At 47.3% G+C, this 21,029-nt stretch carries 20 protein-coding genes; 9 read left to right on the top strand and 11 right to left on the bottom strand.

Going from position 1 to position 21,029, the window contains the following annotated elements:
* Positions 1-7: 7 nt before the first annotated feature.
* The 6 genes from CWE13_RS10705 to CWE13_RS10680 form a co-directional block, all read right to left on the bottom strand.
* The gene (locus CWE13_RS10705; RefSeq protein WP_126808502.1) at positions 8-1,618 is read right to left on the bottom strand and encodes a GMC family oxidoreductase; all 1,611 of its coding nucleotides are present in this window, start codon (positions 1,616-1,618) and stop codon (positions 8-10) included.
* Positions 1,605-2,231 (bottom strand): twin-arginine translocation pathway signal protein, encoded by a 627-nt coding sequence (locus CWE13_RS10700; RefSeq protein ID WP_126808500.1) that lies wholly within the window; start codon positions 2,229-2,231, stop codon positions 1,605-1,607. Before CWE13_RS10700 ends, CWE13_RS10705 begins: the two co-directional genes overlap by 14 nt.
* Positions 2,232-2,271: 40 nt before the next feature.
* Positions 2,272-3,684: a coniferyl aldehyde dehydrogenase gene (locus CWE13_RS10695; RefSeq protein WP_126808499.1), complete on the bottom strand. Its 1,413-nt coding sequence runs from the start codon at positions 3,682-3,684 to the stop codon at positions 2,272-2,274.
* Positions 3,681-4,502, bottom strand: coding sequence for an SDR family oxidoreductase (locus tag CWE13_RS10690; RefSeq protein WP_126808497.1), 822 nt, complete (start codon positions 4,500-4,502; stop codon positions 3,681-3,683). The genes CWE13_RS10695 and CWE13_RS10690 overlap by 4 nt, the downstream gene beginning before the upstream one ends.
* A 365-nt stretch (positions 4,503-4,867) precedes the next feature.
* Positions 4,868-5,014 carry a lmo0937 family membrane protein gene (locus CWE13_RS10685; RefSeq protein ID WP_126808495.1) on the bottom strand — a complete coding sequence of 49 codons (147 nt, stop codon included), beginning with the start codon at positions 5,012-5,014 and terminating at the stop codon, positions 4,868-4,870.
* 131 nt (positions 5,015-5,145) lie between these two features.
* Positions 5,146-5,559 carry a PRC-barrel domain-containing protein gene (locus CWE13_RS10680; RefSeq protein ID WP_126808493.1) on the bottom strand — a complete coding sequence of 138 codons (414 nt, stop codon included), beginning with the start codon at positions 5,557-5,559 and terminating at the stop codon, positions 5,146-5,148.
* A gap of 334 nt (positions 5,560-5,893) precedes the next feature.
* Between CWE13_RS10680 and CWE13_RS10675 the strand changes: the two genes are divergently transcribed.
* From CWE13_RS10675 to CWE13_RS12575, 3 genes are all read left to right on the top strand, one after another.
* On the top strand, positions 5,894-6,646 hold the full coding sequence (locus CWE13_RS10675; protein ID WP_126808491.1) for a Crp/Fnr family transcriptional regulator: 753 nt from the start codon (positions 5,894-5,896) through the stop codon (positions 6,644-6,646).
* Between the two features lie 142 nt (positions 6,647-6,788).
* Positions 6,789-7,547 carry a Crp/Fnr family transcriptional regulator gene (locus CWE13_RS10670; protein WP_126808489.1) on the top strand — a complete coding sequence of 253 codons (759 nt, stop codon included), beginning with the start codon at positions 6,789-6,791 and terminating at the stop codon, positions 7,545-7,547.
* Positions 7,548-7,811: 264 nt separating this feature from the next.
* The gene (locus CWE13_RS12575; RefSeq protein ID WP_198677951.1) at positions 7,812-8,675 is read left to right on the top strand and encodes a PRC-barrel domain-containing protein; all 864 of its coding nucleotides are present in this window, start codon (positions 7,812-7,814) and stop codon (positions 8,673-8,675) included.
* 113 nt (positions 8,676-8,788) lie between these two features.
* Here the strand turns inward: CWE13_RS12575 and CWE13_RS10655 are convergent, their stop codons facing one another.
* Both CWE13_RS10655 and CWE13_RS10650 read right to left on the bottom strand, forming a co-directional pair.
* The gene (locus CWE13_RS10655; protein ID WP_126808487.1) at positions 8,789-9,400 is read right to left on the bottom strand and encodes a hypothetical protein; all 612 of its coding nucleotides are present in this window, start codon (positions 9,398-9,400) and stop codon (positions 8,789-8,791) included.
* 204 nt (positions 9,401-9,604) lie between these two features.
* Positions 9,605-10,522 (bottom strand): hypothetical protein, encoded by a 918-nt coding sequence (locus tag CWE13_RS10650; RefSeq protein WP_126808485.1) that lies wholly within the window; start codon positions 10,520-10,522, stop codon positions 9,605-9,607.
* A gap of 209 nt (positions 10,523-10,731) precedes the next feature.
* On the opposite strand from CWE13_RS10650, the gene CWE13_RS10645 reads away from it, so the two are divergent.
* A complete protein-coding gene (locus CWE13_RS10645; protein ID WP_126808484.1) occupies positions 10,732-11,952 on the top strand; it encodes a sensor histidine kinase in 1,221 nt (406 codons plus the stop codon).
* Position 11,953: 1 nt separating this feature from the next.
* Positions 11,954-12,466, top strand: a complete 513-nt coding sequence (locus CWE13_RS10640) for a response regulator transcription factor (RefSeq protein ID WP_126808482.1) — start codon at positions 11,954-11,956, stop codon at positions 12,464-12,466.
* A gap of 82 nt (positions 12,467-12,548) precedes the next feature.
* Here CWE13_RS10640 and CWE13_RS10635 read toward each other — a convergent pair whose 3' ends face one another.
* Positions 12,549-13,277, bottom strand: coding sequence for a DUF1499 domain-containing protein (locus tag CWE13_RS10635; protein ID WP_126808480.1), 729 nt, complete (start codon positions 13,275-13,277; stop codon positions 12,549-12,551).
* Between the two features lie 166 nt (positions 13,278-13,443).
* Between CWE13_RS10635 and CWE13_RS10630 the strand changes: the two genes are divergently transcribed.
* Positions 13,444-14,328 (top strand): sterol desaturase family protein, encoded by an 885-nt coding sequence (locus CWE13_RS10630; RefSeq protein WP_126808478.1) that lies wholly within the window; start codon positions 13,444-13,446, stop codon positions 14,326-14,328.
* On the top strand, positions 14,325-16,493 hold the full coding sequence (locus tag CWE13_RS10625) for an FAD-dependent oxidoreductase (RefSeq protein ID WP_126808476.1): 2,169 nt from the start codon (positions 14,325-14,327) through the stop codon (positions 16,491-16,493). The genes CWE13_RS10630 and CWE13_RS10625 overlap by 4 nt, the downstream gene beginning before the upstream one ends.
* 62 nt (positions 16,494-16,555) lie before the next feature.
* On the opposite strand, the gene CWE13_RS10620 is transcribed toward CWE13_RS10625, so the two are convergent.
* Entirely contained in the window at positions 16,556-18,478 is a 1,923-nt protein-coding gene (locus CWE13_RS10620) for a M1 family metallopeptidase (RefSeq protein ID WP_126808474.1), read from the bottom strand.
* Between the two features lie 61 nt (positions 18,479-18,539).
* A complete protein-coding gene (locus CWE13_RS10615) occupies positions 18,540-19,376 on the bottom strand; it encodes a DUF4097 family beta strand repeat-containing protein (RefSeq protein WP_126808472.1) in 837 nt (278 codons plus the stop codon).
* Positions 19,377-19,564: 188 nt separating this feature from the next.
* On the opposite strand from CWE13_RS10615, the gene CWE13_RS10610 reads away from it, so the two are divergent.
* Both CWE13_RS10610 and CWE13_RS10605 read left to right on the top strand, forming a co-directional pair.
* Positions 19,565-19,927, top strand: coding sequence for a hypothetical protein (locus tag CWE13_RS10610; protein WP_126808470.1), 363 nt, complete (start codon positions 19,565-19,567; stop codon positions 19,925-19,927).
* Positions 19,928-19,979: 52 nt separating this feature from the next.
* Positions 19,980-20,966: a YeiH family protein gene (locus CWE13_RS10605; RefSeq protein ID WP_126808469.1), complete on the top strand. Its 987-nt coding sequence runs from the start codon at positions 19,980-19,982 to the stop codon at positions 20,964-20,966.
* The last annotated feature ends 63 nt before the right edge of the window (positions 20,967-21,029 follow it).

Below are 21,029 nucleotides of genomic sequence, written 5' to 3'. Positions count from 1 at the left end.
AAAAACCTTACTTATTCACAAATGCAGTGGCTAAGCGTGCTGCCAACGCATAAATACTTAACTGTGGGTTAGCACCAACACTGGTGGGGAACAAAGAACCGTCCATTATGCTCAAATTCTGTAATTGATGGTGTCGTCCATGGGTGTCTACTACACTCATCCGCGCATCGGCGCCCATCGCGCAACCGCCCATTACATGAGCACTGGAAAGGCGAACCGATATGGGTTCATAGCGTAATCTGCCAGCGAACCCCTGCGTCCCGATCTGTTTTTGGGTTTGCGCTTTAAAGGTGTCAATTGAGTGTGTGGCTAAGCCATTCACATGCAAAGGTGTTACTTCTTTGGCGCCTGCGGCAAATTGAATCTCAGCCATTCTTACATAAGCTTCGGCAACTGTATTCCAAAGCCGATCAGTTAAGGGGTAATCAAGCACGGCATCGCCGTTGCTGCGTATGCTAACACTGCCACCGGGATCATCGGGAAAAAAGCCATCGCGCATCAACGCTAACATTAGGTTACTTTTCGATAAATCTTGAATACGGTTATAGTGCTGCTCGCCAAAACCGCCCATGAGAGCCGCCACAATACTTGGCTGCATGGGGGGCACCTCAAGTTTGAAGCCCATGCGCTGGCTATCGGCGGGTACTTCGTTGAAATGATCGGAATACACGGATTGGGGTGCACCGTAAAAACCATCAATGGGTGTGTCGAAGGTGGCTAATGTCATGCAAACAGGGTGCAAAAAGGTGCGCTTACCGAGTTGTTTGTGGGGGTCGGGTGCTTTCGAGCGCAACAGTAACCCCGGGTTGTTTATCGCGCCACCAGCGAGAATAAATCGGGGCGCGCGCAAAGTTACCTTGGGGCCGTTAGCCGAGGTTAGGGTGCTGTTCATACCCTGGCATTGCACCCCGAGCACTTCGCCCTTGTGGTGATCAAGTTTCACTGCTCGCAAGCTATGAATTAACACCGCGCCTTTTTCCAAAGCTGCCGGCAGGCTAGTTACTAACATAGATTGTTTCGCATTCACCGGACAGCCCGTGCCGCAATAACCTAGGTTCCAGCAGCCTTTAACATTGCGCGGAATGATATCCCAGCTCCAATCCAATGCTTCACAGCCTTTCCGAATTACATCGTTATTGGCATTGGGCGCCATTTGCCAGCGGCTAACATTCAAGCGTTGCTCCATGCGTGCGAACCAAGGCGCCATTTCGGCATCGGTGGCGTAATCAACACCCCATTCTGAGCGCCATTGCGCCAAAGTTGAGCTCGGTGTGCGGAAGCTGCTTGTCCAGTTTACCGTGGTCGTGCCGCCTACGGTTCGGCCTTGTAATATAGCCACCCCACCATCAGCTGAAGTGCGCAGTGCCCCTTCTTGATACATCTCTGCGTAAGCTTTGAGTTCATCGTTATGAAAGTCGGTGGACGTTTTTAACGAGCCTTCCTCTAGTATATAAACCCGTAAACCCGCTTCACTAAGTATTTCCGCTGCGGTTGCACCGCCCGCACCGGAGCCAATAATAATCACATCTGGCGGCGGTAGTTGCGGTAGCGGTTGGCTACCATCAACCACTAACCAACCGCGCTGCATGCCTTCACGGAATATATCAGGAACCGGCATGAGAACCTCGCAGATAAGCAGGTATGCCAGGGTAACCTATATCGGCCCATGATTCTGGGCGGCCATACCACGCCATTTGGCACAGCTGGCATATACCTTGATAGCCAAAGCGAAATAATTGAGTTTTACTGTTCCGCCAGCGCTGTAGAAAGGTTTCGATATCCGCCAGGCTGGCATTCTGCCAATTACCCCAATATCCAGAAACAAAGCCTTGAGTAGCCGAGAAAGTAAGCAGATCAACCAAATCGCGAATCTGCTTTTGCATAGCTGGGCTGCTGTGCGCCAACATGCTATCGAGTTGAAGTAAGGTATTTTCTACTACCGATGAGCCGGTATCATTGGAGGTTTCAGTAAGGTGTTTACGAAACGTAGGGTTAGGCCCAAGCACTACCGGCAATAAGGCGCCAAATAGCATTATATCTTGTGGCCGAAGCACGGAAAAATTCAGTGCCGATTCAGCGTTACTACGCTGTTGCCAACGAAACCCAGTATACCCCACAACACTTACTACTGTGCCCACAGCGGCGAGTGCAAAGGCACTCCGGCCACTGAGTTTCAAAAAGCCGCGGCGGCTTTTATCAATGTGGTTCTCATCACTTTTATTTGTGAGCATGGGTAACGTTAACCTTTGTAATCACGGCTTATAAACAACATTAGCGAATAAACAGTTTGTAGATCATGTTGAGTAACTTCCCGCCATAAGGAGGGTAAACAAATTTCGCGCTGTTCAATTTACCTTTTTGTAATACGGCTCGCGCTTTACTGAAGGTAAGAAACCCTTCGTGGCCATGATAGTGCCCCATTCCCGAAGGGCCAACACCGCCGAAAGGGAGATCATCTTGGGCCACATGAAACACGGTATCGTTAATACAAACGCCACCGGAGTGTGTTGTTTTTAATACGAGATCGCGCTCAGCACGATCATCCCCAAAGTAATATAACGCAAGTGGCCGATCGCCTTGGCGAACGTATTCCAGTGCTTCACTAAATTCACGATAAGTAATAATAGGCAGTACCGGACCAAAAATTTCGTCTTGTAACACCTTCATTTCAGCTTTAGCGCCGGTAATTAATGTTGGTGGAATAATGCGGGTACCGGAGAATGATTCATTTTTCGGATTAATGGGCGTTACGTTGGCGCCGCGGCTAATGGCATCTTGTAATACTTCATGTAGGCGATCGAACTGTTTTGCGTTTATGATCCAGCTGTAATCATCATTTTCTTTGAAACTCGGATACATGCTAGTGAACGCATGGGTGAGTTCGGCAACCACAGTGTTGAGTTTATCTTCAGGGCAAAGTACATAATCGGGAGCAACGCAGGTTTGCCCTGCGTTAAGCGCCTTACCAAACGCAATGCGCTCAGCGGCAGACGCTATATTGGTATCGGCTTTGCCAATAATCGCAGGTGATTTGCCACCAAGCTCGAGCGTTACTGGTGTTAAGTTTTCGGCGGCCGCTTTCATTACGTGGCGGCCAATATTGGTGCCACCGGTAAAGAGCATGTGATCAAAAGGTAAACGAGAAAATTCCGCTGCAACTTCGGCTTCACCGGTAATCACGCATACTTCTTCTGGCGGAAATACTTCCGCAAGCAAAGTGGTGAAAGCTGCAGCTGTGGCTGGCGTAAATTCACTCATTTTAATCATCGCGCGGTTACCAGCAGCGATTGCGGCGGTTAACGGGCCCATAGCCAAATATAACGGGTAATTCCAAGGCACAATAATGCCCACAACGCCAAGCGGCTGATATTCCACGCGAGCCGATGCTGGTTGAAACGCCAACCCTACTTTGCGGCGCGAAGGGCGCAACCATTTCCGAATGCGTTTGTTCACGTAATTGATACCCTCAACCGAAGGTAGCAGTTCGGCTAACCGCGTTTCATCGGCAGAGCGGCGGCCAAAATCTTCGCTGATGGCGTTAATCAGCGCTTCTTGCTGATTTAATAGTGCAGCCTTTAACTTGTTTAAACGCTCAATTCGTTCGGCAGCCGACCAATAGGGAGCGGCATTGAAATGCGTTTGCTGCGCTGACAACAACTGCTGCATTTCTTTCGTTTCGCTCATTTACGGCCTCCAAATTTTGCAGATTGCTTCTGAATCATCTTCGCGTAAAGGCTACGCGGTAACCAGCGCTTTAAGCGCCAAGTGCGGCGAGCCAAAGCGTGCGGTAATACATAGAATTTTCGTTGTGACACGGCGGCGGCTACTTGTGCGGCAATGTCATCGGCCGATAGGTCACTTTTACTCATTAATTTATCGAGAGTTTTTTCCATTCCCGGCACAGTGCTGCGCATACTGTTACCGAGGTTGGTGCGGAAAAACGAAGGGCACACAACGGAAACCCCAATATTAAATGGGGCGAGCTCATTTTCTAAGGTTTCAGAGATAGAGACCACGGCTGCTTTGGTAGCGTTATAGGCCGCCATATTGGGTAAATCAAGCAAGCCGGCCATAGAAGCTACATTCACGATATGGCCTTGCCCCTGCTTTTTTAGTAGCGGTGTGAACACGCGGCAGCCGCGAACCACGCCGAGCATATTAATTTGCGTTATCCATTCCCAATCAGCCATGCTCACATCATCAATAGCGCCTACTTGAGCTACACCTGCATTATTTACCACTACATCCACGCCTTTCCAAGCCTCGGCTAAGGTATCCGCAACCTTTTGTAAATCGTCATCGCGGGTAACATCGCAATGGAAGTAGCGAACTTCCGCTGCATGCGGCTCTAATTCGGCCAGCGCGGTTTTAGCGTGCTCATCAGAAATATCGCCGAGCGCGACTCGCCACCCTTGTTTGGCGTAAAAACGGGCAATAGCCAAGCCGAAGCCGCTGGCGCCGCCGGTAATGAAAATGCGTTTTTGCTGGTTGTTGTTACTCATAACTGCTTAATTCCAATTTATTATTTTTCATCCATCTTACGCTTAAAAATGCTTCAGTTCACCTGCATTTCAAGCAGATATTTATCTCTATCCTTGTCACTTCGAATAAAGGTGTGGTGAGAACTTCGGTGCTTTTTGTTTAGAAAAAAGAAGATATTAATTAGGTACAGCAGGATTGGGTAGCCAGTTTTAACGATTTGGGAGTATTTAGACAAGGCGATGATTTAGTGATTGGAAGGGTTGTGTCTGGTCGATATTGGCTTTGTAGGGGGGAAATAGGAAATACCCATCCATGGGCGTGGTACATCCTTCGATGGATTAAATCAGCTCGCGGCTCTATTGCTATGCGAGCTTGGGGATTCTGTTTAAACTCCGCGACCGCGGACTAGGCGTACAACGATAACCACCAAAGCGACGACAAGGAGTATATGGATAAATCCGCCCATGGTATAGGACGAAACAAGGCCAAGGGCCCACAAAATGATTAGCAGTACAATGATTGTTTCTAACATAATGTTCTACCTGTCTAGTGCAATTGAATACTGAGTATAGGCCTGCAATTACTTTGTGTATGTGCGTTAGCAAACACACTTGATAAAAAACCCGCTAACGTTAGCGGGTTCTATCAAGATAGCAGATGAAATTAACCAGGAAACTTTCCAGTTTTTGCGGAAGCATAGAAATTATTGATATCTTTGCTCCACTTCTCATCAGCCATATTAGGCCAATTTTTCTTGTCGAAACCTGGTGCATCACTCAGGTTGTCCTTTTCTATACTCAAAACGAATCGCTTATTTTCGGTATCCAGCGTTAGTGCGCTCCATGGCACCGCAAATAGCTTTTCGCCTAAACCAAGAAATGTTCCGTATGAGAGTACGGCATAGCTTACTTGACCATTGGTGACATCTAACATGATTTCTTTAATATCACCGAGCTTGTCATCTTTATGGTTATAGACATCATTACCGATCAAAGTGTCTGCGCCCATTAGATGTGGGCCAGGTCCACTAAGGTTTTCCTTGTAAATGCCCATTGTATCGCGTTTTTCATAGTTCATATTCAGCTCCTAGCGAAAATACTTGCTATCGAACGGAAGTGTTGACGCAAGTTCAGCTCGAAGCATAGCGCTCACTTCGTCAGCGCTCGGTGCGCTATCACACTAAGAAACCGGTCTTTAGGTAAAGATTCATTAAAGTCGCAGTAAAGTCGCATTAAAGCGTAGCTCACCTAGCTACCTAAATATCTGCTATACGCTTGTAATTAATACAGAATTTATCGCAGAACCGGAAGAGTGTACTTATGTAATGGAATTTATATGTTCGGTAGCGTACGGAGTGGGCGTAGGTGTGAACTATACTTATGCTTCGCTTTTAATTTATAAGGAAATATCCATGCCCCAAGTTTCAAGAGTGGATAATTCTACTCTCAAGGATCAAGAGCCAACACGGAATAATTTCTTAAATGCACTGCCGGCGGAAATCCAGCAGCGTGTAATTCCGCATATGGAATTAGTGGAGATGCCTTTAGGGGCAGTGTTATATGAAGCTGGTGAGGTGATGCGACATGTATATTTCCCTACCGATTGTATCGTGTCTTTGTTGTATGTGATGGAAAACGGCTCGCAAGCTGAAATATCTGTCGTTGGCAATGATGGCTTTGTTGGTATGTCGTTGATGATGGGCGGCGAAAGTACAACTAGCAGAGGTATCGTACAAAGTGCTGGTTATGCTTATCGTATTATTGGTTCGCGAATGAAAACTGAGTTTAACCGGCATAGTGATTTATTAGATTTAACATTGCGCTATGCTCAAGCACTGATTACTCAAATGGCACAAACCGCCGTTTGTAATCGGCATCACAGTATCGAGCAGCAACTCTGCCGTTGGTTACTTTTATCCCTAGACCGGTTGGAAGGTAACCATCTCGTTATGACCCAAGAGCTTATCGCCAATATGCTGGGAGTGCGGCGCGAAGGCGTTACCGAAGCGGCTGGACGCTTGCATGTAAAAGGCGTGATAGATTATAGCCGAGGCCATATTGAGGTAACCGATAGAGCCAAGCTAGAGAGTATTTGCTGTGAGTGTTACAGCGTTGTGAAATCTGAAACAGATCGCTTACTCCCATATTGCCCACACAAAAAATAAAACTTTATCAATGCATTATCTCTAAGATATGCGTTGCATAGCGCACAGAACCCAAATAATTATCTCAGCATACTTGCGATTCAAGGTAGCATAGCACCTGCCTTGCGCCATGCTGGTATAGCTTGTGCTAAAGGCCACTTTTGTGTCTACTCATGCAGAATCAACGATTACAAATCACCTAATTGAATTACTACCTGCGCAGGAACGCTTGTTGTTACTGCGCCACTGTGAGGTGGTTGAATTACAGTTTGGCATTGTACTTTGTGAGCATAACCAAGAATACCGCCACCTGTACTTTCCGATGAGTGGTTTTATTTCTTTGGTAACCAAGTTGTCTGGCCATAAACCGTTGGAAATGTGCGTTATTGGCAATGAAGGAATGTTGGGTGTAACCATGGTTTTGGGTTTATCTAATGTGCCAATGCAGGCTGTTGTGCAAGGAAAAGGAACGGCTTGGCGTATAGACGTTGGCGAGTTGCAGCAGTTGCTTCGTCACTGCCCTCACTTGCGAAAGATATTGAGCCAATACTTATTTGTTTTGATGGTGCAGTTATCACAAAGTGCCGCATGCGCACATTTCCATGAGATCGATCAACGGTTAGCTCGTTGGTTATTGATGAGCCAAGATCGCGCTCATAGCAACGAGTTTCACTTAACACATCAATTTCTTGCCGATATGTTGGGCGTTCGCCGAAGTGGTGTAACGGTTGCGGCGGGGCTGATGCAGCAACACGAGTTAATTCAATATAGTAGAGGAAAGATAAGTATCACCGATAGAACTGCTTTGAAACGGGCTAGCTGTGAGTGCTATCAAAGTGCCATCGATGAGTACCAGCGCTTACTCGGTAAACCTACCCCAGATTCTGCGCGCCGGTTACTAACTGAACAAGGAACGCCCTAGCATAAAAACACTCAGCGAGTAGATATTAACCGTCTCCTTCGATAAAGAACTCGTAAAGGCCTTATGCTGAGAACCGCGGTATATAAGGCATTAGCATCTATTTCGGGAAAGCTAAGTGCGCCAACGCACCGACTCGTTTAATCACTGAGCGTACTTTGAAATCTCATCCTTAATTCCATTCCCTGATGGCGAAGGAACTCAAGGATGAATATGTTAATTCGAACATCTTGTTCGGTTAGCAAACCTGATTCAAAGGAGATTCATATGAACAAGTTACATACGTTTGCTTTTTATGCGTTGGTTACACCAGCGCTTACTCTGGGTGCAGGTTCTGTTCTGGCTCAGTACTCCGGTGACCTAGATAGTGGCCGTTTACAACAAGGCACGCAAATCGGCCAAGACGCTAATCCAAAGGCTGATCGTGAGCGCCAACGGAATCAACGCGATCAATCTCGTACACAAGCCCGAAGCTACCTTGATTCAGTACCTCAGAATGGCATGCATGCCAGCAACTTAATGGGTACTACGGTATATACCAATAGCGATGATGACATCGGCTCAGTGGATGATCTGATTCTTGATGGTAGCGGCAAGGTTGTGGCGGTTATCGTTGGTGTTGGTGGTTTCCTAGGAATGGGCGAGAAAGATATAGCCATTGGTTGGGATGATGTAACCAGAACAGGCGCTGCGGATGAGTTGAAATTACGGGTTAATTTAACGCGTGATGCTCTGAAGGCCGCTCCTGAGTTTGTTACCGTTGATGAACTAAGCACTACTCGCAACACTCAACGCGATCATAATGATCAGCGGCGTGCCCAAATGCAGAGCCGCGGGCACATTGCAGCAGTACCTCATAATGGTTCTCATGCTAGCAATCTGATAGGTATGGATGTTGAAACTAACGATGACGAAAGCATCGGCTCGGTTGATGATCTCGTGATTGATAGTAATGGCCAAGTAGTGGCTATTGTTGTCAGTGTTGGTGGATTTTTAGGTATTGGGCAAAAGGATGTTGCTATTGGTTGGGGTAATGTAACCCGATCTGGTACTGCGGACGATCAGGAATTACGAGCGAATGTAACTCGTGATGCTCTGAAATCAGCGCCTGAGTTTGCCAGCCGTAACTAAGAATTGGCAAACTATTCGTGTTTGAGTAAATAAACGGCAGAGGCGAAATCCTCTGCCGTTTTCTATTGTGCTGCTAATATAAGAACCGAGTATAAATACTCAGATGGATTCACTTATTTCAGCATGTTATCGCGGGCAGTTTCGGCTCTTGCTGCACCGATGGCTGTTTCAACCGTTTTTACTTCCTCTGGTGGCGGCAGAACAGCTGGTAAGCCCAGAGACTCTAGCCATAATTCCCGCAGGAACCCTTTGGTATGGTAGAGGTGATGGTCTTCCTCTTCGCCTATCGCGTCGGAAGCTGCTTTAAGTAGGTTAATCGCTCCTCCCTGACCATGCATTGCTACATGCTCAATTAGCTCCCAATTCTGATGATCTTTAGTTTCAGCCAACACCACACATTCGGCTGCAACCAATTGCGCAGCTTCGGCAGTACATTGTTGTTTCGCAAGTTCCATTGCCTTAACCAAAGATTGACCAATATGTGCTGTTACATCGCGGCCTGGTGTTTGCGTATCTGGGTCTAATCCCAGCTCCGTGAAGACCTTGAGAAGCTCTTGCTCATGGTTGAGCGTTTGTTCTAAGTATTCCTGCCATTCAATCTTTAAATCTTTGTTTTGAGCGCATGTCAGGGCAGTTTCGTAGATCTTGATTCCGCCGCGTTCAGTTTCGATCGCTTGAAACAATAGTTCATGCATTTGCTGCTTTTTGTATGGGGTCTTTCTCATGACGTTCTCCTCGTGCCCATTCGAACACTGCAAGGCAGCACGCTCAGGGGCGTACTGCCTTTCTCTGTGCATTATGCACTTAGTGAAATCTTAATTGCGTTCTATAAAAGCAATGCAATTATGATAATGATCGGAATAGGAATCCCGAGAAAAAACAATAATATTGAACGCATAATATGTTCCTTTTAGTGTATTGAGTGTGCGTTAAACATCGCGCTGACGGCCGCCATAAACAGCCGCTAAGCTCGCAGCGAATGCACCCAGCAATAGGGACACAAACATCCAAAGAGCTGCATACGCTGCTGCGGCCCGTGCTTCATCAGCCATTTCACGAGCGCTGATTTCTGCGTCTTCAAGTGCTGTTTGCAATTGGTTAAACCCTGAATTAACACGCTCCTCGGCAGCTTGTTGACTTATGTCGGTGCGCTGCGCAACGAGTTGGGCAATATAGCGCGTGTCTTGCTGCTCCAATGTACCAGTGCGTAACGCTCGCATAACGATTCTAAGGGCCTCACCAGGTGGCGTTTCGGGTGCTTCAGTCGCTTGTTGCTCTGAACCACCGCGGAACATTGAATCAACAAAGTATTCGATGGTGTTGTTTCCCTCATCACTACTGCTGTTGTTTGCAACCATGCTAGTGGCTGTACCCGCGACACTACTCACGACTTGCCCGCCTGCACTAGCTGTACCACTTACAACAGCACCTACGGTTGTAGTGAGCAGCGCTGCCGTTAGTAAGGTTGCAACGGCCCAAGTTAGAAAGCCGTGTGCGGTATCCCGAAAATACACCTCATCGGTATGCACGGATGCCCATTTGGTGCGTAATCGGCCGGCTAGATAGCCACCTAAGCCGGATGCCGCGATTTGCGTAAAGCTTATCCATAAAATCGCAGAAAACCCGATTGTCGCTACACTTAAGCCTTCCATGCTCCACGGGGAAACAGCGGTAAAACCAAATCCGGCTCCCAAAATAACGAGAATGAGCGAAAGGGCAGCAGCACCTGCAGCACCGGCAAGAATTGCCGCCCAAGACACAGCGCTGCCATAACTGGGCGCGCCATTAATTTCTGCCGGAACCTGATGCGCTCTGGCGGGATTAGTTACTGAATTAACTTCTGACATAACGCTTTCCTTCTTTGTGATCGTTAACCAAGTGATTACATTAATGCCATTGCGCTGGCAGTTCGGTGCGCTATCGAACATCAGGTACTCGTATAGATTCGTTGTGGAAGGTTGTTCAGTAGGCTATTGTTTAGGTATTATTTTTTTGGTTATGTGATTTACAGCGTTCTCTCAGGGCTGCACAAAACAATGAAAGTTAAAGGATTATTATGCAACGTGTAGTTGCCTCTACCTCATGGTTTATTCGCGCTCTGTATAGCGCGTCAGCGATTATTTTTACGGTAATGGCCTTACTTCAATTTACCCGGCAAGAGTTTAATTTGCTCGTTGTTTGGTTGGTGCTAGGGTTGTTGAGCGCAACTGCTGGAGCAGTAACTTGGTTATTGCGCGAGCGGAAATCTGAGGCGCTGGGGTTCTTCCAAATTTTCGTGATTGTTATTTTGTGGGTTTGCGCATTAGCACTTTCTGGCGGCGCGATGAATCCAGCAAATTCCTTCCTTTTACTACCTATCGCGATTGCGTTTCTAATGCTCTCAGCCCCAAGAGCTTGGGTTATTTTACTTATTACCTTCATTGCTCAAGCATTATTTCTTTGGAATATGCAACACAGTAGCTCTGCGGACAATGCGCTTGTTGAGCATTATTCAGCAATGTCATTTACGTTCTTTGTGGCGGCAACACTTCTAGCCACCATGATTCGAATAGTGCGAAAGCGGCTTGAAAATAGCCAAGCAAAGTTGCAGAAATTACGTGAAGATCAGTTACGGCAAGAGCAGATTTTGGCGGTTGCTACCGCTTCTGCACAATATACTCACGAGCTTGCCACACCGCTGGCTACGGTGAGTTTACTGCACGAAGAGTTACGAGAGGAGTTCCCTAATCACCCGGTACTTCGTGAGATGGCCGAACCGCTCGAGCGGGTGAAGTTGCTGCTCAAAGATCTTCGCTCGGTAACGCACTCGCTTGATAACAACGAAATGCGGGAATTTTGTGTTGATGAATTACTCGTTGAACTGCAAGAACAACTTACTATAGCGCATGCTTCCGTATCGATTGAGTTTGTCAGTGAGGGTGAGAGTGGTGCGAGTATAGAAGCGGATCATGCGCTTCTCCCGGCTATTTTGAATTTAATTCGGAACGCCGCGCGTGAAGTGGAGCTGATAGGCTCCGGAAAAGTTAGTGTTCATTCTTCCTGTGAGCACGGAAGTTGGTTGCTGCGAATTGAAAACCCAAATCAATCAATGACCGAGGAAAGCCTTGAAAGATTAGGTGTTAGGCGTGCACAAAGCGAGAGTGGTTTTGGCATTGGCATGCTGTTGAGCCATGCTACGTTAGAGCGGTTTTCTGGCTCATTAGCGGTGCGTTTGCAAACCCAAAATTTGGTGGTGCAAGAAGTTCGCATTCCGCTTTATCAAATGCGAGATAGTTGATATGCGTTTATTAATGATCGATGACGACGAAGCATTTGCTCGCGTTATGGTCCGTAGGCTGGAACATCACGGGTGGCAGGCATTCCATTGTTCAGTGGCTAGTGATGCGTTTAGCCATCACGCAAACGAAGTGTTTGAGGTGATTCTTCTCGATTTGAACTTGCAGGGAGAATCGGGGCTGAAGCATTTAGATGCGTTACAAAAAAAATGGCCGCAGGCCCGCATTATTATCCTTACCGGGTATGCGAGTATTGCTACCACAGTGCATGCTATTAAGAATGGTGCGGTTGATTACCTTACCAAGCCTATTGAAATGAGCATACTACTGAAAGCTATAGCTGGCGAAGAAGAGGCGCCTGAGCTTAGCGATGAACCCGTTGGCGTGGATACTTTGGAATGGGAAATGATTCAGCGTGCTTTGCAAGAGCACGATGGTAATATTTCAGCCACAGCACGGGCGCTAAAGATGCACCGTAGAACCTTACAGCGTCGGCTGCAAAAGCGCCGTTGCTAAGGTTGTGAAAGTGCGAGCAGGGAACCCTGCTCGCTTCTCCACGTTAAGCTGAATACTGTAAACCGAGCATTCTTTTGCGTAACTAGCGTAAGCGTTGCGCTAACTCATCGCGGAAATCGCGGATGCGCGCTGCGTTAGCGCCTACATCACTTCCACCTAAGCGTGATTTACTGCGCATATCGAGTAAGGTTTCGCCGCCATCACTTTGAATGCGAATTACCACATCGTCTTTAAAGCCGAACCAAGTGGTGGTTACTGTTGCTTCAATGCGGCCATCATTCGCTTCAGCGGCTACTAAATCCCAGCCACTATTTTCTACTACGGCTAAAGCAGCTGCGAATACATTGGCAGGTTCTTCAGTAAAGCGCATGGTTTGAAGATCAGGGTATGCATCTAGCTGCTGGCGCGCTACGTCTGGTCCTGAGTATTCTACTGGGTTTGGCGCATCGGCACGCAGGGGCGCTACATCTACAAACTCCGGTGGGTTCACAGTATCGGTGGTGATATCGTGAATGGCCGGAACGCTGCGAGCCGTTTGGAGTTGGTTGTAAGGCATGTAAAATGAAACAAAACCGAGAATCAGTGAGAGGCCTAGCACTACGCGGTGCTTGTTCGAGCTGGGGCGCAGAATAATCAGCGCTAACAACACTAACACTATTGCGGCAACGCCTACATAAGCCGCCCAGCGCATAAGTAAAAATGCATTGCCAAGCCCAAGGATTTCGAAGCGATAAAGTGGCCCAGAAATAAATAACATGAACAGGGCTAGAAAGCCGCTAAGGCCGGCAACCCAGCAGAGTAACTTTTTCATAAATTTTTCCTCTTATTATTAGATGAGCTAAGCAATTCGAAAAGTGTTCTCTAATGATAGCCTTAAACACCCCGGTTGCTCGAAAAGTTTTCAGCAAATGAATATGTTCAGGCAAAGATTACGTATCTGTGTATCATGATAGTTCATCGTATGGGAAAAGAATTTCATGGAAACCTTACTAGCATATGAAGTTTGGCTGCGTTTAAGCGCTTTTCTTGGCTTGTTAGCGCTATTCCTTTCGTGGGAAGGCCTCGCCCCAAAACGTGAACGTGAGCGCACGCGCCGTGAACGCTGGATGAGTAACAGTGGTATTATTATCATCGATTCGATTGCGTTGCGTTTAGTCTTTCCAACGGCGGCGATTGGTGCAGCACTGTGGGCTGCCGAGGTACAGTTTGGATTGCTTTATTTAATTCCAAATTTACCCGCTTGGTTGCATGTTCTCGTGGCTATTTTGATATTGGATTTCGCAATTTGGTTGCAGCATTTGAGCTTTCATCACGTGCCTTGGCTATGGCGGTTACATCGTATGCATCATAGTGATGTCGACGTTGATGTTACTACCGCGGTGCGTTTTCATCCCTTGGAAATGTTGCTTTCCATGCTGATTAAGATGGGTGTGGTGGTAATATTTGGCGCGCCAGCAGTGGCCGTACTGCTTTTTGAAGTGTTACTGAATGGCACTTCTCTGTTTAACCACAGCAATATTCGACTTCCGCAAAAAGCAGATGATGTATTGCGCTGGTTTCTTGTTACACCCGACATGCACCGAATTCATCATTCTTGGCACAAGGAAGAAACCAACAGTAATTTCGGGTTTAATTTACCTTGGTGGGATAAGCTATTTAAAACGTATCGCTCTGATCCAAAAGATGGGCATCGGGGTATGGTGTTGGGGCTTCATGAATTTCGTGAACCTGCGCGTAATCGCCTACATGCTCTATTACTACAACCGCTTTCAAACACTGCACCTAGTTCGCGTTCAGAAATAGCCGCTGTGAAGGGAAGCGATACGGAAAAAATGAAAGCTAACAGCAAGGAAAACTCATGAACGGCAATGCTAAAATCCTCACACGGATTCTGCTTCTTCTCATTATCGCCGGTGTCATTGGCGCATTTTACGCGCTCGATTTAGGCCAATATCTATCTCTTGCTGAGTTAAGAGAGCAACAACAAACGCTGGTAGCATTCCGCGAAGAGAACTTCCTAACGCTCGTAGCGATCTGTTTTGCTGTGTATATCACGGTTACTGCTCTATCGTTGCCCGGCGCCACCATCATGACCTTGAGCGTAGGGGCGATATTTGGCTTTGGTTGGGGTTTGCTTATTGCATCGTTTGCCTCAACACTTGGTGCTACTTTGGCGTTCTTAATCGCGCGTTTTTTCCTCCATGATTGGGTGCAAAACAAGTTCAGCGATCGACTACACAAATTTAATGAACGTTTTCGCAAAGACGGCGCGTTCTACCTACTAACACTGCGCTTGGTTCCGCTGTTCCCATTTTTTGTAGTGAACTTGGCCATGTCGCTTACAAAAATAAAAGCATTCACCTTCTATTGGGTATCGCAAGTGGGCATGCTTGCAGGCACTGCTGTTTATGTAAACGCGGGCACGCAGTTGGCGAGTATTGAGAGCACCGCCGACATCTTCTCTACCCGATTACTGCTTTCTTTCACATTACTCGGGATATTCCCATTAATTGCCAAAGCCATCTTAGGTTTTTTGGAGAGCCGCCGAGCCTTAAAAGGTTGGCAAAAACCAAAGCATTTTGATCGTAATTTAGTGGTGATTGGTGCCGGTTCGGCTGGGTTGGTTTCCGCTTATATCGCAGCGGCTACGAAAGCGAAAGTAACATTGGTGGAAGCGAACGCAATGGGGGGCGATTGCCTCAATACTGGATGTGTACCTTCAAAGGCATTAATTAATGTTGCACGGCAAGTGAAGCAACGGAATACCGCCGGTATGGGTTTACCAGCAGTATCCACTGAAGTGAACTTTTCCGAGGTTATGGCGCATGTGCAGCAGGTAATAAAAACCATCGAGCCACATGATTCTATTGAACGTTACACCGAGCTTGGTGTTGATGTAGTTTCCGGATATGCCCGCATTACTTCGCCTTGGGAAGTGGAAATAGAAACCGAGTCCGGTAAACAAACGCTCACCACTAAAGCCATTATTGTTGCTACAGGCGGTAAGCCGTTGGTTCCGCAAATACCGGGTATTGATCAAGTGCATATGTTAACCAGCGATTCACTTTGGCAGTTGAAAAAGCTACCGAAACGTTTGTTAGTCATGGGCGGCGGGCCGATTGGTTGTGAATTAGCGCAGGCATTCCAACAACTTGGTAGTGCGGTAGTGCAAGTGGAAATGGCCGAGCGATTACTCACTAAAGAAGACCCGGAAGTTTCGGAGTTACTTGCTGAACACATGCAAGCAGAAGGTGTCGATTTGCGTTTGCAGCATCGGGTTACTGGCTTTACAGGTAATCAATCTACAGGCACAGCGCAACTGGAAATAGTGGATGCGGATGGTAAAGCGGTTGGCCATGACGAAGTTGAATTTGATGCTGTGCTTGTAGCGGTAGGCCGACAGGCAAACTTAAAAGGATTTGGGCTGGAAGAGCTTGGTATTGAAACTACGCATATATTACCCAGCAATGAGTTCATGCAAACGAGTGTACCTACCATATATGCGGCTGGTGATGTTACCGGGCCGTATCAATTTACCCATACGGCATCACATCAAGCTTGGTACGCCAGCGTAAACGCATTATTTGCACCGTTGAAAAGGTTCAAGGCCGATTATCGAGTGATTCCGTGGGCGACATTCACCCAACCTGAAATTGCCACTGTGGGTATGAATGAACAAATGGCCCGCGCTGCTGGTGTAGATTACGAAATCACTCGTTATGGCATTGATGATCTTGATCGTGCCATTGCCGATAACCAGGCTTATGGTTTCGTGAAAGTGCTCACTAAACCAGGAAAAGATACGATTCTCGGAGTCACAATTGCGGGGCCACGGGCCGGCGATTTAATTGCCGAGTTTGTATTAGCAATGAAATACAAAATTGGTTTGAATAAAATTTTGGGCACGATCCACATTTACCCCACCATGAGTGAGGCTAATAAATATGTGGCTGGAAATTGGCGGCGCGCGAATGCACCTGAAGGTGCATTGCGCTGGGTCGAGCGATTCCACAACTGGCGTCGCTAGCATGCGCATGAAGCAGCTTGACCTAGGCACAATTAGCCTAGGTCAAGCATTAAACGCTTGGCTTAAAGCCCCAATACATCTTCTATTTGATCGCGGGTTAGTACGTGATAGCCCGGTTTAGCTTTTACATATATCTGCCGCGCTTTTTCTAGCCCTTCTGGGGTAGCGGCAAGTGCCGCATATACTGAGCGGATATACGCTAATCGACCCATACTGGTAAGCATTTCTTCAACCCGAGGCATCGCGGGCTGATAATCATGCTGAATCGCAATCACCAGCCAATGTGAGAGCACTGAGTTGTTTTGCGTGTTGGTTAGATGGAACTCTTTATCCATGCGCTCGAGCTGCGCGTGGCTCACATCTTCTGGTAAGTTTGTTAAGAAATACAAACGCTCATGGATACTCCATGCACGAATATCAATAGGCTCCCCAGCAAACCAGCGCGCTTGAGCTTCGGCTACACGTTCAAAGGCAGCAACTTCGGGGCGTGGTGAATTATCCGGCAACCCTGGTGCATACAGCCACTGCATGATTTCAGTACGAGACACCTTACCCGGATTAGGCTGCACCAGCTCGCGCTCCATATAATCTTGGAATTGTTCTGTGGTTAAACTCTGGAAAGCGAAATCAGCGAAATACTGACGTACAAAGGCATCAAATGTTTCACGACCAAAGCGATCTTCTAAAAAAAACAAAAACTGCTGTGCTTTGGTGTAGGGTACGGCGGTAAAGCTTGAATCAGGATCTCGCTGCGCAAGCTCAATGTGTAGCACTTGCTGGCGCTCAGATAAACTCGGCAGTGCGGCATCAAGCGATTGTGCATCGAGCATACGCTCCATGAGCGCGCGCTCTTCCCCATACACAGCTTCCATAATGCGGTTTTCAACATATGAGGTGAAACCTTCATTCAGCCACAAATCACGCCACGTAGCATTGGTGACCAAGTTACCAGACCAAGAGTGCGCGAGCTCGTGGGCAATCAAGCTAACGAGGCTCTGATCACCGGCAATTACGGTAGGCGTTAAAAATGCCAACTGTGGGTTTTCCATGCCGCCAAATGGGAAGCTTGGTGGTAGCACTAATTGGTCGTAACGATCCCAAGCAAACGGGCCGAACAGCTCCTCGGTTACGTCCATCATATCTGTGGTGTAACCAAACTCTGCCACGGCTGATTGCAATATTGAGGGTTCTGCATATATCGCCATACGTTCATTTAAGGCATGAAATTCTAAATCACCAACCGCTATGGCCATCAAGTAAGAAGGTATTTTCTGCCGACTTTCGAATTGATATACCCCTGTTCTTTCGGGGTTCGGTGGGTTGTTTGCCCCCATTAAACCAATGAGTTCTGGTGGCGTGCGAAGTTCGGCGGAAAAGGTTAAACGCTCGGTAGGTGTATCTTGGATAGGAATCCAAGTACGCGCATAATGCGGCTGTGATTGGCTATATAAAAATGGATATTCACCGCCGGCAGTGCCCTCAGGCGCAACCCAATCAAGGCCGGTAGCTTCAGGTGACGAAGAATAATGTACACGAACTTTCTCGGCGCCAACGGGTAGCGTTACTGAAAGCGGCGTTCCAAGAATCACATCGCGCTCGCCGAGAGTGAACTCCGTATGCGCCCACTCGCCATTGGTATACGCTTCGGCACGAGCAATATTGAGCATTTCAGTATCAAGCACAAGCGTATTGGCGTTTTCATTCAGATACTCAAGCTCAAATTCAACATAGCCGGATAGCACTTTTGCATCGAAATCAACAGCCAAATTTAGATGTAAATGCGGGGTACGCACTTCATTGCTGTTCGCAAAGCTGTGCTCATCGATAGTGGGCGTTTCTATGCGTGAATGGTTCTCTATGTCGGTATTTGCCGAGGCCGTTTCAGAGCTAGGTTCTGGAGCGGCTTGCTCGGCAGGGGAACAGCCCCATAAGCCAAAACAAGCTGCTAGTATGGTTACTGGCAATGTTATTGAGAAAGGGCGCAAGTTATGCTCCTAGTTTTTATTATCATTAGAATTATGCTGCGCGAGTAGTTCTGAGCCATCATTAATCTGGAATACTTACCTTGCCACTTACATCGTGGGTGCGCACTGAGCCTGAACCTTTCGCTTGCAAGATCACATCGCCATCTATATTTCGCACAACCACTCGTCCAGATCCTAAATTACCAATCCGAATATCATCGCCAGCGTCATCTATATCTAAGTTACCTGAGCCAATAGTGCTTACGGTAACGCCACCGGTGATCTTATCCAGCTCAACCGAACCAGAACCGATACTGCCTACCGTAACCGCACCCGCAATGTGTTCTGCGCTAAAATCGCCCGAACCGATCGTGCTTATCTCGATGTTGTGCGCATGTTCCAGCGAAACTTCACCACTGCCAATATGCACTAGAGCGTGTCCGGCAATATGTTCTGCATTAATTGTACCGCTGCCAACCGTTGCCCGAAGTGAATTAATATGTTCGATATCAGCGCTACCGGAACCTACCTCAAGCATCATTCCCCAGCTTGCGGGGATAGATCCGCTAATATTAAAGTAGCCGTAATTTGCGCTACGAAACAATCCCGCACGAAAAGAATTACTTCTTCCACCGGTTTCTAAATCAAGAACTGCGGTGTTCCCTCGCTGAGAACTTGTTGCTGCCATTCGATCTAAACGGTCTTGGGAAGAGGCGCACATGCGAATCTCGAGAGATGGGCTATCGTGGTCGTTGCCAGCGATATCTAAAGTACCAGCACCAATAGCCACTTCTAACATATTTAATGTTTCTGCGTTTAACGCCAAATCAACGCTGCGTGATTCTTTGCACGGTAAATCTGCATGAGCTGAAAAGCTAGCGAAGGCAACCAACGTGCCGATGAACAATGAGTTTTTCATGGGGAATATCCTCAAGCTGAATAATCTGGAGTATGCGTGAGCAAATACATTTCGGCAAGCTCAGGATGATTTTTCCTAAGTTCTTGGCGCTTTCAATGGAAACTTGCTAAATTCAGAGAATTCGTTTCGCCGGCAATCAAAGTTAGGTCTAAACGTACGTTTAACAGCCATAAATCTAGGGCGTAAAAATGCCATTAAAACTATTGTTCATTGCTATCTTGTTCCTCAGCGGTTGCGCCATAGAGCAGATTGATGGCGAAGAATATGTGGTTTCCACGGTACGTTACGGTGAGGGCGAGATTAGCCCAGCATCAGTCAGTGTATTCGAAGGAGAAAGAGCAACGTTAGTGTTAACACCTGCCGAAGGTTGGGTGCTTGTGCGCGCCGAAGGTTGCAATGGTGAGTTACTCGGTAACCAATTCATTACTGGCCGAATTCGCGCAAACTGTTCGGTACGGGTATGGTTTGAACAAACGTCGGCGCTTACGATTACTATGGCTTTTAGTAGCGAAAACGGAATTCCCGTGCAGGTTACGTTTTCACCTCTTTAATGTTCATCATTTTAGTTGTTATTTTTGCAACACCACCGCAACCGGAGCTTGAATGCAAGTTATTGCCTTGAAACATATTATGTTCCTGTTTGTTGGGCTGCTTTGCTTAACCCCATTCATTTCATCATCTTTGGCACTAGTACTTGGCTTAGCTATGGCTCTACTTAAGTGGGTGCCACCGCAAATCAGCCCCGCAAAGCTGGTGAAAAAGCTATTGGCAATTTCTATTGTTGGGCTGGGTTTTGGTGTTAGTTTTGCCGCTGCGAAATCAGCAGCACTTACCAGCTTGCCGATGATTGTAGTGTTTATTACGCTTACCCTGGTGCTAGCACTTGGTTTTTCACGCTTACTCAGTATGGATCGAAAAACGGGCACCTTGATTGGTGCGGGCACGGCGATTTGTGGCGGTAGTGCCGTTGCGGCAGTAGCCCCTACTATTCAAGCACGGCCAGATCAAATTGCCGTAGCCTTGGGGTGTGTATTCGTTTTAAACGCTGTGGGTTTAATAATATTTCCGATGGTTGGCCATTGGCTTGCCATGACCCCACAAGAGTTTGGCATTTGGGCAGCGGTTGCGATTCACGATACTTCTTCGGTGGTTGGTGCCGCGGAGGTATACAGCAGTGATTCTTTGGAGGTTGCTACCTCTGTAAAACTATTGCGCGCGCTTGCGATTGCGCCAGTGGCAGTATTTTCGGCATTTGTGTATCAACGCATTCAGCAGAGAAGGGCATTAAAAGGTTCAGCCGTCAGTAATGTAGAAGCCGTTTCGGAATCCAAGCCGAAGGTGCAGTTGATACCTACCTTCATAATCTTCTATGTGTTAGCGATAGTGATTGCCAACTTACTTCCTCAGGGCGAGGTCATCTATACCGAGTTGTTTACATGGGCGAAACGTTTACTGGTGGTATGTTTGTATTTGGTAGGTGCTTCAATGTCGCTTAGCACCATTCGCAATGCCGGATTCAAGCCGATGTTGTTAGCAATCGTACTCTGGCTAATTGTTTCGGTCGCCTCGTTGCTTTGGATCACTTGGTAAATGGGAGCATCGGGTAAATAGGATTATGGGTTGAACGCTCAACTTAGTTTCGCAGTACAACAC

This window comes from Aliidiomarina shirensis (assembly GCF_003987345.1).
Taxonomy (GTDB): domain Bacteria; phylum Pseudomonadota; class Gammaproteobacteria; order Enterobacterales; family Alteromonadaceae; genus Aliidiomarina; species Aliidiomarina shirensis.
This window is presented reverse-complemented; position numbering and strand designations above follow the sequence as displayed.